At 61.4% G+C, this 13,200-nt stretch carries 9 protein-coding genes; 3 read left to right on the top strand and 6 right to left on the bottom strand.

Annotation, left to right across the window (positions count from 1 at the left end; all coding sequences use genetic code 11):
- The first annotated feature begins 20 nt into the window (after positions 1–20).
- Complete coding sequence (locus tag GQ39_RS05285) at positions 21–1,397, top strand: pyridoxal-phosphate dependent enzyme (protein WP_047527915.1); 1,377 nt, start codon at positions 21–23, stop codon at positions 1,395–1,397.
- Positions 1,394–2,572, top strand: a complete 1,179-nt coding sequence (locus GQ39_RS05280) for a trans-sulfuration enzyme family protein (protein WP_047527914.1) — start codon at positions 1,394–1,396, stop codon at positions 2,570–2,572. Before GQ39_RS05285 ends, GQ39_RS05280 begins: the two co-directional genes overlap by 4 nt.
- A 57-nt stretch (positions 2,573–2,629) precedes the next feature.
- On the opposite strand, the gene GQ39_RS05275 is transcribed toward GQ39_RS05280, so the two are convergent.
- The 3 genes from GQ39_RS05275 to mqo form a co-directional block, all read right to left on the bottom strand.
- Positions 2,630–3,199 carry a nucleotidyltransferase family protein gene (locus GQ39_RS05275; RefSeq protein WP_047527913.1) on the bottom strand — a complete coding sequence of 190 codons (570 nt, stop codon included), beginning with the start codon at positions 3,197–3,199 and terminating at the stop codon, positions 2,630–2,632.
- An 80-nt stretch (positions 3,200–3,279) separates the two neighbouring features.
- Positions 3,280–3,945, bottom strand: a complete 666-nt coding sequence (locus tag GQ39_RS05270) for a M24 family metallopeptidase (protein ID WP_047527911.1) — start codon at positions 3,943–3,945, stop codon at positions 3,280–3,282.
- 596 nt (positions 3,946–4,541) lie between these two features.
- A complete protein-coding gene (gene mqo / locus GQ39_RS05265; protein WP_047527910.1) occupies positions 4,542–6,185 on the bottom strand; it encodes a malate dehydrogenase (quinone) in 1,644 nt (547 codons plus the stop codon).
- 374 nt (positions 6,186–6,559) lie between these two features.
- On the opposite strand from mqo, the gene ilvD reads away from it, so the two are divergent.
- On the top strand, positions 6,560–8,242 hold the full coding sequence (gene ilvD, locus GQ39_RS05260; protein ID WP_047527907.1) for a dihydroxy-acid dehydratase: 1,683 nt from the start codon (positions 6,560–6,562) through the stop codon (positions 8,240–8,242).
- A 157-nt stretch (positions 8,243–8,399) separates the two neighbouring features.
- Here the strand turns inward: ilvD and nirD are convergent, their stop codons facing one another.
- From nirD to GQ39_RS05245, 3 genes are all read right to left on the bottom strand, one after another.
- Positions 8,400–8,774: a nitrite reductase small subunit NirD gene (nirD, locus tag GQ39_RS05255; RefSeq protein WP_047527905.1), complete on the bottom strand. Its 375-nt coding sequence runs from the start codon at positions 8,772–8,774 to the stop codon at positions 8,400–8,402.
- Positions 8,774–11,335, bottom strand: coding sequence for a nitrite reductase large subunit NirB (nirB, locus tag GQ39_RS05250; protein ID WP_047527903.1), 2,562 nt, complete (start codon positions 11,333–11,335; stop codon positions 8,774–8,776). Before nirB ends, nirD begins: the two co-directional genes overlap by 1 nt.
- 522 nt (positions 11,336–11,857) lie before the next feature.
- Positions 11,858–13,183 (bottom strand): OprD family porin, encoded by a 1,326-nt coding sequence (locus tag GQ39_RS05245; RefSeq protein ID WP_047527902.1) that lies wholly within the window; start codon positions 13,181–13,183, stop codon positions 11,858–11,860.
- Positions 13,184–13,200 lie beyond the last annotated feature (17 nt).

Below are 13,200 nucleotides of genomic sequence, written 5' to 3'. Positions count from 1 at the left end.
TTTCCACAGGAGGTGACGACATGCCAAACGACTCCCGCCCCGCCGTCCTCGAACTGATCGGCAACACGCCGCTGGTGCGTGTCAGCCGTTTCGATACCGGCCCGTGCACCCTGTTCCTCAAGCTTGAATCGCAGAACCCCGGTGGGTCGATCAAGGACCGTATTGGGCTGGCGATGATCGATACCGCCGAACGCGATGGTCGCCTGCAGCCCGGTGGCACCATCGTTGAAGCCACCGCCGGCAATACCGGTCTCGGCCTGGCCCTGGTCGGTCGCGCCAAGGGATATCGGGTGGTGCTGGTGGTGCCGGACAAAATGTCCACGGAAAAAGTCTTGCACCTCAAGGCCATGGGCGCCGAAGTGCACATCACCCGCTCCGACGTCGGCAAGGGCCATCCCGAGTACTACCAGGACGTCGCCGCGCGGCTGGCACAGGACATTCCCGACGCCTTCTTCGCCGACCAGTTCAACAACCCGGCCAACCCGCTGGCCCACGAGTGCAGCACCGCCCCGGAGATCTGGGCGCAGACCCAGCATGATGTAGACGCCATTGTGGTCGGCGTCGGTTCCGCCGGCACGCTGACCGGGCTGACGCGCTTCTTCAAACGGGTGCAGCCGGACCTGGAGATGGTGCTGGCTGACCCGGTCGGTTCAGTGATGGCCCAGTACAGCCGCGATGGCACCCTGCCGACGCCCGGCTCCTGGGCGGTGGAAGGCATCGGCGAAGACTTCATTCCGTCGATTGCCGACCTTTCCAGCGTGCGCCACGCCTATTCGATCAGCGACGAGGAAAGCTTCGATCATGCCCGGCAACTGCTGCGCGCCGAAGGCATCCTCGGCGGCTCCTCGACCGGTACGTTGCTGGCCGCGGCGCTGCGATACTGCCGCGAGCAGACCGAGCCGAAACGGGTGGTCAGCTTCGTCTGTGACACCGGCACCCGCTACCTGTCGAAGGTCTACAACGACCAGTGGATGTCCGATCAGGGCCTGCTGCAGAGCAAGCGCTACGGCGACCTGCGCGACGTGATCGCGCGGCGTTTCGAAGATGGCCGGGTGATCAGCGTCGGCCCAGATGACACCCTGCTCACCGCCTTCCAGCGCATGCGCCTGGCGGATGTGTCGCAACTGCCGGTGCTGGTCGATGGCCAGCGGCTGATCGGGGTGATCGACGAGTCCGACATTCTGCTGCGTGTGCACCAGGACGCTTCGCAATTTCGCCTGACCGTGGCCGGCGCGATGACCGACAAACTGCAAACCCTGCCGCCCGGCGCCAGCCTGGCCGAGCTGCAAGCAGAGCTCGACCGCGGCCTGGTGGCCATCATCGCCGACGCGTCGGGCTTTCATGGCCTGATTACCCGGTTCGACATGCTCAATCACTTACGGAGATCCCTAGCATGAGTCAGCACGATAAAGACGCCGCGCCACAGGGCTTCGCCACCCGGGTGATCCACGCGGGACAGGCGCCGGACCCTTCCACCGGGGCGCTGATGCCACCCATTTACGCCAACTCCACCTATTTGCAGCAAAGCCCCGGCGTGCACAAAGGCCTCGACTACGGACGCTCGCACAACCCGACGCGCTGGGCACTGGAGCGTTGCGTGGCCGATCTCGAAGGGGGCACCCAGGCCTTCGCTTTCGCGTCCGGGCTGGCAACGATCTCCACCGTGCTGGAGCTGCTCGACGCCGGCTCGCACGTGGTCTCGGGCAATGATTTGTACGGCGGGACCTTCCGCCTGTTCGACAAGGTGCGCCAGCGCAGCGCCGGGCATCGCTTCAGCTTCGTCGACTTGACCGACCTGGCGGCGTTCGAGGCGGCACTGCAAGACGATACCCGGATGGTCATGGTCGAGACGCCGAGCAATCCCCTGCTGCGCCTGTCCGACCTCGCCGCCATCGCCCGAATCTGCCGTGCACGGGGCATTATCTGCGTGGCCGACAACACCTTTGCCAGCCCGTATATCCAGCGCCCGCTGGAGCTGGGTTTCGACATCGTGCTGCACTCGACGACCAAGTACCTCAACGGCCACTCCGACGTGATTGGTGGCATCGCCGTGGTCGGGCAGAACGCCGAACTGGCCGAGCGCCTGGGCTTCCTGCAGAACGCAGTGGGCGCGATTGCCGGCCCGTTCGACGCCTTTCTCACCCTGCGCGGCGTCAAGACCCTGGCGCTGCGCATGGAACGTCACTGCAGCAATGCGCTGGAGCTGGCGCAATGGCTGGAGCGCCAACCGCAGGTTGCGCGCGTCTACTATCCGGGCCTGGCATCGCATCCGCAGCACGAACTGGCGCGACGACAAATGCGCGGTTACGGCGGGATGATTTCGCTCGACCTCAACACCGACCTGGCCGGTTCCAGGCGGTTCCTCGAAAACGTCCGGATCTTTGCCCTGGCCGAAAGCCTGGGGGGTGTGGAAAGCCTGATCGAGCACCCGGCGATCATGACCCACGCCACCATCCCCGCCGACACCCGTGCACAGTTGGGTATCGGCGATGCGCTGGTGCGCTTGTCCGTGGGGGTCGAAGATGTCGAAGACCTGCGTGGGGATCTGGCTCAGGCGCTGGCGCGGATCTGAAGTCGCCGGCAGAGGCTCGATGGAGACGCTGCCAGCGCTTCTCGCCTGCGCAAAGGGTCACGGCATATCAGGTTCAACGATCCTGAGCCAGGGCCAGCGCGCCTGATAACTTTTCGCCTTCTGCGCGAACAGCTCCGGCTTGGGATTCTTGCGATTGATACGCAGCAGGCCGTGCTCGGTGTCGGCCAGGCCGTTGGGTGCATAGAGCTCGCCGGTTTCAACATCCAGACCGATGCAGGTGCCGGCGATCAGGTAGCGATCGATTCCGTCCCTGGCCGACTGAAGCTGAGGATAGGCACCGCCAAACCGCTGGCCGTACCACAGGTGCACGCGAGCCTGGTTCCTGATCTCGACGGTGGCGTCCAGGTCCCGGAACAGGCGCTGCGCGCACTGAATGACCTCATTCTCGGCCTCCCAGGACAGATCCTCGTCGAAGTAGAAGACGTCATAGTCCTTCACACCCCATGCGGCCGGCCACTGCGCCTGATGGTTCCATACAGCCTGGAACAGGCAACCGGCCGTGAGCATGCACTCGGACAAACCCAGTGCAGGCAAACGTGCGGTCAATTGAGCGTTGATGGGGTTGGTCATTGCGATGCTGACCAGGCTTTCGACAGTCAATGTCATGTGCTTCGTCCCTTGTAAATCGCTCCAGTGCTGGCCAGCGACAATAGCGCAATTTCCCGGGACGCCGCTTCACTCGACGGTCAAATCAGCAAATCCTCATAGAACGCGCCGAAGGGACGCTCGGGATGGGCGATCTGGATTTCCAGAATCCACAGGCCGGTATTCGGGCATTGATCCAGATCCCCGAGGTCGCCACCCCGGTAGATCGCATGGGGAAAATCGCTGACCCGGTGACCCTTGATGTCCAGATTGAGCCTCCAGCCCATGGCCGTTGCCTGAGCGGCGGCATAGTCATAAAGCGCCACGCCGGACACCCGCTCGCTGCGCCAAAAGCTTTTGACCCGGTCAAACAGATCCTTGGCCGCCGCCGCACAGGCGATCATTTGCGGATCGGAACCGGTGGTGAATGTTGCGCCGGCATCCCCTTCGTGGCCCTGCCAGACCACGCCCATGTCGATGAAGAAAATGTCCTCTTCGCCCAATTGCGGGTCGCCATCGGAACGCTGCTTGAACGTCTTGAGCGTATTGGCACCGAAGCGCACCAGCAGTGGATGCCAGATTCGATCCATGCCCAGTTCGGACAACACCTGCTTGCCGAGCAACTGCGCCTCGGACTCGCGCATGCCCGGAGTGATGACGCGGGCAATCTGATCGATCGCCTTCCAGGTCATTTGCTGCGCATGGCGCATCGATTCCAGTTCGTAACGTTCGCCTACCGCTTCTTTACCGCTCAGGGCCATGGTCATGAGTCATTCCTTGTTTAAGACCGCGCATGTGATCGCTGTATACCTTTTTATATTGCGATATTCAAGATCAAGGCAGGGGTCACGACCTGGCAGCGTTAAACCGGTGAAATAGTGGCCAGCACGCCGATCAGGATCGTCAGTATCAGAAAGCCACCGAGAAAAAATGCCATCTTGCCCATAAGTCTTCCTCCCGCTTGAAAGTACGGTGCAATCACGGTGGCGACTGCCGACCGTACCGTTATTGTGGCGCGCCAGCTGAGTACGTTACAGAGGCAGAAAGCGCAGAAAAATACGGATCAGATCAAAATCCGCCCAGGAAAGGCCCTGCACGCGAGCCCGGCAAACGCACAACCTGCGGGAGCCCGCTTGCTGGCGATGGACGCCAGTGCGCCGCGTTTAACCAGGCCACACGCGTTATCGTTAACGACCATCGCTGCGATGCGGCGACCCGACAGGCCAGCTCCTACAGGTTTTGCCCTGCCGCATGTCATTAAAAACCCAAAAAAAAGCCCGCTGACCGTCACCGGGTCAGCGGGCTTTCTTTATCGCGGATCAGCTCATCCGGGCGTCCCGTTCACAACGATGGGACCTGCGGATTACAACGCCATATCCGTCGAGGCGTTCTCCTTTGGCGCCTTCGGCTTTTCAGCCTCGACAGCCGGAGCAGCAACCTGACCGATCACTGGTGGCGGAGTCAGTTCCAGCACCTTGGCGGTGTAGGCCCACTCTTGCGCCACTTTCTCGGGGCTGGCATTGAGCGCAGTGCCGTAGCTCGGCACGATCTGGTGCAGCTTCTCTTGCCAGGCCGGGGTCGCGACCTTGTCCTTGAAGACTTTCTGCAGTACCGACAGCATGATCGGTGCAGCGGTCGAAGCGCCTGGCGATGCGCCCAGCAGGCCGGCGATGGTGCCGTCCTGGGAAGCGACGATCTCGGTGCCCAGCTTCAGTACGCCACCGGCGGCTTCATCACGCTTGATGATCTGCACGCGCTGGCCCGCTTGCCACAGGCGCCAGTCTTCAGCCTTGGCGTTCGGGAAGTATTCCTTCAGGGCATTGAGGCGGTCTTCATCCGACAGCATCAACTGACCGGCCAGGTACTCCACCAGCGGGTATTCCTTGATGCCGACCTTGGTCATTGGCCACACGTTGTGCGTGGTCGTGGTGGTCAGCAGGTCCAGGTACGAACCTTCCTTGAGGAACTTGGTCGAGAAGGTCGCGAACGGGCCAAACAGGATCACGCGCTTGCCGTCCAGCACGCGGGTGTCCAGGTGCGGAACCGACATCGGCGGTGCGCCAACGGAGGCTTTGCCGTAGGCCTTGGCCAGGTGTTGCTCGGCGATGGCCGGGTTTTCGGTCACCAGGAACGAGCCACCCACCGGGAAGCCTGCGTATTCCCTGGCTTCAGGAATGCCGGACTTCTGCAGCAGGTGCAGGGCACCGCCGCCAGCGCCGATGAACACGAATTTGGCGTCGGTTTCGGATTTGCTGCCGTCTTTGAGGTTTTTGTAGCTGACGCGCCAGCTGCCATCTGCGTTCTTGGTGATGTCCTGCACTTCGCTGGACAGCTTCAAGTCGAATTTCGGCGTGGTTTGCAGGTGAGCAACGAATTGACGCGTGATTTCGCCGAAGTTCACATCGGTGCCGATCGGAGACCAGGTGGCCGCGACTTTCTGGTTCGGGTCACGCCCTTCCATCATCAGCGGAACCCACTTCTTGATCACCGCCGGGTCTTCGGAGTACTGCATGCCGGCGAACAGCGGGCTCGCTTGCAGGGCTTCATAGCGCTTTTTCAGGAACTTGATGTTGTCATCGCCCCACACAAAGCTCATGTGCGGCGTGGAGTTGATGAACGAACGCGGGTTTTTCAGCACGCCTTGCTGAACCTGCCAGGCCCAGAACTGACGGGAGATCTGGAAAGCTTCGTTGATTTCAACGGCTTTCGGGATCGAGACTTTGCCGTTCTCGTCTTCCGGGGTGTAGTTCAATTCGGCCAGGGCGGAGTGACCGGTACCGGCGTTGTTCCAGCCGTTGGAGCTCTCCAGGGCGACGCCATCGAGACGCTCGATCATTTCCATCGAGGTGCCGGGTTCCAGCTCATTGAGCCAGACGCCAAGGGTCGCACTCATGATGCCGCCACCAATCAGCAGCACGTCGACTTTCCTGGCTTCTTCGGCCTGGGCCGTCGTCATCCCCAACGACAGGGCCAGCCCCAGCAGGGCCGTGTTCACTTTTTTAAACATCTGTAGCACCTATGATAAAACGCAATCCGCCCTTCCAGCTTCACTCACGAGCCTTGGTTCTCGGCATTCAGGCAGGCTGCCGCAGGTTCTCGCGCATGACATCCGGAGGGTGGGCACACAAGGCCGACTGTATCGACCCCAGTTATATGTCCCTTCTGAACTGACTTTTTATCTTTTTTGGCTTCAGCTACTTGAGCGACAGTGATTCCGTTCGCCTGTCTCAAGGACAGGAAAACTGAATAGGTCAAACCAAGTTGGCGCGAAGAATATCACGACATGACAAACCCGCGGTTGATGGATCTGCAGGCGCCAGGCTTGCGGTGCAGGGGTGACTATACTCACTGGTCATCCGTTGAGCCTGTGAGGAACCGCCCATGAACGATAAAGACGATCTGCGCAAACACTCCTCTCAAGTCATCGACGGCGTGGAGGCCGCACCCGCCCGCGCCATGCTCCGTGCAGTGGGCTTCACCGACGAAGACTTCAAGAAACCGCAAATCGGCATTGCCTCCACCTGGGCTATGGTCACACCTTGCAACATGCACATCGACAAACTCGCGATCGAAGCCGAAAAAGGCGCGAATGCAGCCGGTGCCAAGGGCGTGATTTTCAACACCATCACCATTTCCGACGGCATCGCCAACGGCACCGAAGGCATGAAATATTCGCTGGTCTCCCGTGAGGTGATTGCCGACTCCATCGAGGTGGTGGCCGGTTGCGAAGGCTTCGACGGACTGGTGACCCTGGGCGGTTGCGACAAAAACATGCCGGGCTGCCTGATCGGCATGGCGCGGCTGAACCGGCCGTCGATCTTCGTCTATGGCGGCACCATCCGCCCCGGTGCCGGACACACCGACATCATTTCCGTGTTCGAGGCCGTGGGCCAGCACGCGCGCGGCGACATCAGCGAGATCCAGGTCAAACAGATCGAGGAAGTGGCCATTCCTGGCCCCGGTTCCTGCGGCGGCATGTACACCGCCAACACCATGGCGTCGGCCATCGAGGCGCTGGGCATGAGCCTGCCCGGTTCCAGCTCCCAGGACGCCATCGGCGGCGACAAGGCTTCGGACAGTTTCCGGGCCGGCCAGCAGGTCATGGAACTGCTCAAGCTTGACCTCAAACCGCGCGACATCATGACCCGCAAGGCCTTCGAAAATGCCATCCGCGTGGTGATCGCCCTCGCCGGCTCGACCAACGCCGTGTTGCACCTGTTGGCCATGGCCCATGCGGTCGATGTCGAACTGACCCTCGATGACTTCGTCGAGCTGGGCAAGGTTTCTCCCGTGGTCGCCGACCTGCGCCCCAGCGGCAAATACATGATGAGCGAACTGGTGGCCATCGGCGGCATTCAACCCTTGATGAAACGCATGCTGGCAGCCGGGATGCTGCATGGTGATGTGCTGACCGTCACCGGCAAGACCCTGGCCGAAAACCTCGCGCACGTCCCCGACTACCCGGCCGGCCAGGACGTGATCCTGCCCTTCGACCAACCGATCAAGAAGGACTCGCACCTGGTGATCCTGCGCGGCAATCTCTCGCCCACCGGTGCCGTGGCCAAGATCACCGGCAAGGAAGGCCTGCGCTTTGAAGGCACGGCACGGGTCTACCACGGCGAAGAAGATGCGCTGGCGGGCATCCTCAACGGTGAAGTGCAACCGGGCGAAGTGATCGTGATCCGTTACGAAGGCCCCAAGGGCGGGCCGGGCATGCGCGAAATGCTCTCGCCGACCTCGGCGGTGATGGGCAAGGGATTGGGCAAGGAGGTGGCGCTGATCACCGACGGCCGTTTCTCCGGCGGCTCACACGGTTTTGTCGTGGGGCATATCACGCCCGAAGCGTTTGACGGCGGACCGATTGCGCTGATCGAAAACGGTGACAACATCACCATCGACGCCGAAACCCGACAGATCACGGTCGATGTGTCCGATGCCGAACTGGCCGAACGCAAGAGCCGTTGGGTGCGACCGGAGTCGAAGTACACACGCGGGGTGCTGGCCAAGTACGCGAAGACCGTGTCCAGCGCCTCTGAAGGCGCCGTCACGGACAAATACCTCTAAAGCCTCCCTGTGCCCCGGATTTCCGGTTCGACCAATGACCCTGTGGGAGCTGGCTTGCCAGCGAAAGCGTCGGCTCTGCCAACATTGATGGTGAATATGCTGCAGTCTTCGCTGGCAAGTCGGATCGCCGCACCGCAGCCCCTACAAAAAGGTGTTGTCAGGCCACCCCGACCTCCACGACCCCATCATTCAACCGCACCGGCCAGACCCGCAGACGCTGTTGCGGGTACTCCAGGCAGGTGCCGTCCTCCAGGCGAAAATGCTGCTTGTAGATCGGTGACGCCACCACCAGATCGCCCTTGAGGCTGCCGACCAGACCGCGGCCGATGACATTGGCCCCCGATTGCGGGTCGTGATTGTCGATGGCGTAGAGGTTTTTGCCCTCGACGCCCGGCAGGTAGAACAGCGCCACCTGCGCGCCGTCCAGCCACACCACCACACCGGAGTCATTCACCAGATCCTGTTGGCTGCACACCGATTGCCAGACGGCTGACGCACCGGTTTCAAGGCGTTGGGTATTGGACTGAGTCATCAGACAGTCTCCTCGGTAACAGGGATCAGGTTGAGTTCGGCCGCCATGATCGGCCGGCGTTGACCACGTTCCTGAACAAAGTGAATGTCCGGGTCCGGGCGTTTATCGTTGACGAAGGTGCGGAAGCGCTTGAGCTTTTCCGGGTCCTTGAGGGCGTTGGCCCACTCGCATTCATAGCGGTTGACCACCAGCTGCATCTGCGACTCCAGTTCGGCGCCCAGGCCCAGGCTGTCGTGAAGGATCACGTCCTTGAGGTAATCCAGGCCGCCCTCCAGGCTTTCGCGCCAGACCGAGGTGCGCTGCAGTTTGTCGGCGGTGCGGATGTAGAACATCAGGAAGCGGTCGATGTAGCGGATCAGGGTCGCGTCGTCCAGGTCGGTGGCGAACAGCTCGGCGTGGCGTGGACGCATGCCTCCGTTGCCGGCGATGTAGAGGTTCCAGCCTTTCTCGGTGGCAATCACGCCGACGTCCTTGCTTTGCGCCTCGGCGCACTCGCGGGTGCAACCGGAGACGGCGAACTTGAGCTTGTGCGGCGAACGCAGGCCCTTGTAGCGATCCTCGAGGGTCAGGGCCATTTGCACGCTGTCCTGCACGCCGTAGCGGCACCAGGTGCTGCCGACGCAAGATTTCACCGTACGGGTCGATTTGCCGTAGGCGTGCCCGGTTTCGAAACCGGCTTCGATCAACTCGGCCCAGATGTCCGGCAGCTCATGCAACTGGGCGCCGAACAGGTCGATGCGCTGGCCGCCGGTGATCTTGGTGTAGAGGTCGTATTTCTTCGCGACCACGCCTATGGCAATCAGCTTGTCGGCCGTGATCTCGCCACCGGGAATGCGCGGCACCACCGAATAGGTGCCGTTCTTCTGCATGTTGGCCATGAAGGTGTCGTTGGTGTCCTGCAACGGCACCAGCGACGGGTCCATGATCGGCTGGTTCCAGCACGAGGCGAGGATCGAGCCCACGGCCGGCTTGCACACGTCGCAACCGGTGTGACCCCGGCCATGTCTGGCCAGCAGTTCGTCGAAGGTGATGAGCCCTTCCACCCGAACCAGCGCATACAGCTTCTGGCGGGTGTAGGCGAAGTGCTCGCACAGGCTCTTGTCGACACTGACGCCCCGGGCGGTCAACTCATGCTCGAACACTTGCTTGAGCAGACCGGCGCAACCGCCGCAGCCGGTACAGGCCTTGGTCTGTGACTTGAGCAGACCCAGGTCGGTGCAACCGCCGTCGATGGCCGAGCAGATGGCGCCCTTGGTCACGTTGTGGCAAGAGCAGATCGTCGCCGCTTCCGGCAAGGCGCCCGGCCCCAGGGTCGGCGCGCCTTCGGACGACGGCAGGATCAGCGCGGCCGGTTCGGACGGCAAGGCAATCGCGTTCTGCATGTATTGCAGCAGGGTGTCGTAGAAGCTGTTGTCGCCGATCAGCACCGCACCAAGCACGCGCTTGCCGGTGGCGTCCACCACCAGGCGCCGGTAGCCGGCGCTCGTCTCGTCGATGAACTGATAGCTGCGGGCACCCGGTGTATTCGCGTGGGCGTCGCCGATGGAGCCGACGTCGACGCCCAGCAGTTTGAGCTTGGTCGACATGTCGGCGCCCTGGAACGGCTCGGCCACGTCATCGCACAGCCGCGCGGCGACGCTGCGCGCCATCTGATAGCCGGGCGCGACCAGGCCGAACAGGCTGCCATTCCACGATGCGCACTCGCCGATGGCGTAGATGTTCGGGTCGCAGCTCAAGCAGGTGTCGTCGATCACCACGCCACCGCGAGGGCCGATCTCCAGCGCACATTGGCGAGCCAGCGCATCCTGGGCGCGAATACCGGCGGAGAACACCACCAGGTCGGTTTCGAGGAATTCGTCGTTGGCAAAATTCATCCGATAGCGATAGTCCTCACCGGCGCTGATCGATTGCGTGGCGCGGGACAGGTGCACGCCGACGCCCAGGCGTTCGATTTGTGCCTTGAGCGCCAGGCCACCCAGATCGTCCAGTTGCACCGGCATCAGGCGCGGGGCGAACTCCACGACGTGGGCTTCAAGGCCCAGGCGCTTGAGCGCATTGGCCGCTTCCAGACCGAGCAGGCCACCGCCGACCACGACGCCCCGCCGGGCATTGGCCGCCGCCGCTCGAATGGCATCGAGGTCTTCGAGGGTGCGATAGACCAGGCGCGAGTCGCCTTCAGCGCCTTCAATCGGCGGCACAAACGGGTAGGAGCCGGTGGCCAGGACCAGTTTGTCGTAGCTGACACACCCTTGCGCGGTGATGACCTGACGACGCTCGCGGTCGATTTCCAACACCGGCACCCCCAGGTTCAGGGTGACGCCGGGCGTCTGGTACAACGATGCATCGCTCAGCGCCAACGACTCGGCGTCGCGGCCGGAGAAGTATTCGGAAAGGTGCACACGGTCGTAAGCGCGCATCGGCTCTTCGCTGAAGACGTGCAAGCGATAGCGATCAAGGGCTCCGCGCTCGATCAACTGTTCCACACAATGATGTCCGACCATGCCGTTGCCGATCACGACCAGCGTTTGCAGCTTGTTCAACGTGGCTACATTGGAATTCATAAACGACACCTGCCAAAGCCAATCACGGTAAAAAAAAGCAAAAAAAAACGCCTGAAACCTTGCGGTTCCAGGCGTCTTTGCCTGTTCTTTTGCGGTGTTGAAACCAGACGGCTATGCCTGATCCACCGATGTAGCCCACGACCTGTGCGGCCAGTCGATCGTCGTTGACCGAGAGGGCTGTCCCTCTTTTTCAGATGGACTTGAGGGGATTAATGCAGCCTTTGTGCCAGTGGGTGACGGATGCTTTGCGCGACACGCGAAACGGGTCCATCACGCGATGGAAATGGCCTTGCGAGGTTGGGTCAGAGGCGTTCCCGGCAGGATGGAAGCGTTCCGACGGCGGGTGATACATGACGCTGAAACACCCGACAAATCGCCTCGCACTGGTGCACGTCGCCCGCCAGGGCGCTTTAAAAGTGCATCCAGGGAAGCGCTTTATGTAAACAAAACGGCCAGCTTCAGCAGGGCTGAAACTGGCCGTCAACGCGGTGCGCCCTTCGGGCCTGACCGGCGGTCTTGCGCTTAGAAAATCGAGATCGGGTAATCCACGATCAGACGGGTTTCGTTGTAATCCCCTTCCGCCTGATCGGCGTTACCGCGGTGCCAGGCTTGACGCACCCGCATCGACAAGTCTTTGGCTGGACCGGTCTGCACCACGTATTTGGCTTCGAAGTTGGTTTCGTGGTGCTTGCCGTCAGAGCCATAACCATAGGCCTGGTAGGCGCTGCCGACCGGCATGTGGGTGCCGTCGATATTGTCACCGTTCAGGTAGCGCGTCATAAAGCTCAGCCCCGGCACGCCATAGGCCGCCATGTTCAGGTCGTAACGGGCCTGCCAGGATTTTTCGCCAGGGCCGTTAAAGTCAGAGTACTGAACCGAGTTGGCCAGGAAGATAGAGTCGGCCAAATCACCCGACTTGTTATTACCAACGGCCACATAGTCAAACGGCGTGTCGCCGTGAACTTTCTGGAATGCCAGCGTGACGGTGTGAGCACTCAGGAAAGAGTACGCCGCAGCCATCGACCAGGTGGTGTTGTCGATGGCGCCGGCTTTGGACTGACCGGAATCGAGGGTGCGGTAGATATTGAAGTCCAGGTTCAGTGACTGATCGGCAGTGAACGGGATCGTGTAGTTGGCATTGCCATAGTATTGGTGCCAGACGTCTTTGAGGTCCGACGCAAACAAGCTCATGGACAAGTTATCGGTCAGCGTGTACTTGCCGCCGAGGTAGTCAATACTCTTGGCCGCCACGTTTGCATAACCGGCATACAGGTCATGGCTATTGTTGGTTGTGGTCGAACCGTTACTGGCGGTGAAGTGCCCGGCGTCGAGGTTCAACCCTTCGATTTCGCTGCTCAACAGGTTGAAACCGGTCGCCGTTTGAGGCGTGGCGCGCGTACCCGCCGTGGCCAGGACCGGGTTGTTGGGCTGCAAGTTGCCATAGTGCAGTTCAGTCTTGGAGAACCGGGCCTTGATCGACGCGCCTGCGCTGCTGAAGTCATCCTTCGGCCGCCCGTTGCTGTCGACCGGCAAGTTGCCGGAATCCGCATTGCCTTTGCCACCGTCCAGCTTCACCCCCCAATACCCGTAAGCATCCACACCAAAGCCGACGGTGCCTTGGGTGAAGCCGGAAGTGAAGTTGCCTTGTGTCACTTGCAACCAGTCCTGTTTGTCGCCCGCCGTATTTTTACCGTCACGATCAAAATAAAAGTTGCGAAGTAGGAGGTTCAAACTGCTGCCTTCAACAAACCCCTTGGCAGTCGCTTGGTCTTCCACACCAGCGGCCGACGCTAGTTGACTAACACCCAGTGAAACAGCCAGCGCCACCAAATTCCACTTCAAAGACATTGTTCGTTCCCCTGTTT

Source organism: Pseudomonas sp. 11/12A (genome assembly GCF_000800055.1).
GTDB lineage: Bacteria > Pseudomonadota > Gammaproteobacteria > Pseudomonadales > Pseudomonadaceae > Aquipseudomonas > Aquipseudomonas mohnii.
The sequence above is the reverse complement of the archived record's forward strand: the minus strand, read 5'-3'. Positions and strand labels throughout refer to the sequence as shown.

Bases quoted from the DNA above. Each gene is read 5' to 3' on its own strand.
- GQ39_RS05285 (WP_047527915.1), top strand. From the start codon at position 21: ATGCCAAACGACTCCCGCCCCGCCGTCCTCGAACTGATCGGCAACACG.
- GQ39_RS05280 (WP_047527914.1), top strand. From the start codon at position 1,394: ATGAGTCAGCACGATAAAGACGCCGCGCCACAGGGCTTCGCCACCCGG.
- GQ39_RS05275 (WP_047527913.1), bottom strand. From the start codon at position 3,199: ATGACATTGACTGTCGAAAGCCTGGTCAGCATCGCAATGACCAACCCC.
- GQ39_RS05270 (WP_047527911.1), bottom strand. From the start codon at position 3,945: ATGACCATGGCCCTGAGCGGTAAAGAAGCGGTAGGCGAACGTTACGAA.
- mqo (WP_047527910.1), bottom strand. From the start codon at position 6,185: ATGTTTAAAAAAGTGAACACGGCCCTGCTGGGGCTGGCCCTGTCGTTG.
- ilvD (WP_047527907.1), top strand. From the start codon at position 6,560: ATGAACGATAAAGACGATCTGCGCAAACACTCCTCTCAAGTCATCGAC.
- nirD (WP_047527905.1), bottom strand. From the start codon at position 8,774: ATGACTCAGTCCAATACCCAACGCCTTGAAACCGGTGCGTCAGCCGTC.
- nirB (WP_047527903.1), bottom strand. From the start codon at position 11,335: ATGAATTCCAATGTAGCCACGTTGAACAAGCTGCAAACGCTGGTCGTG.
- GQ39_RS05245 (WP_047527902.1), bottom strand. From the start codon at position 13,183: ATGTCTTTGAAGTGGAATTTGGTGGCGCTGGCTGTTTCACTGGGTGTT.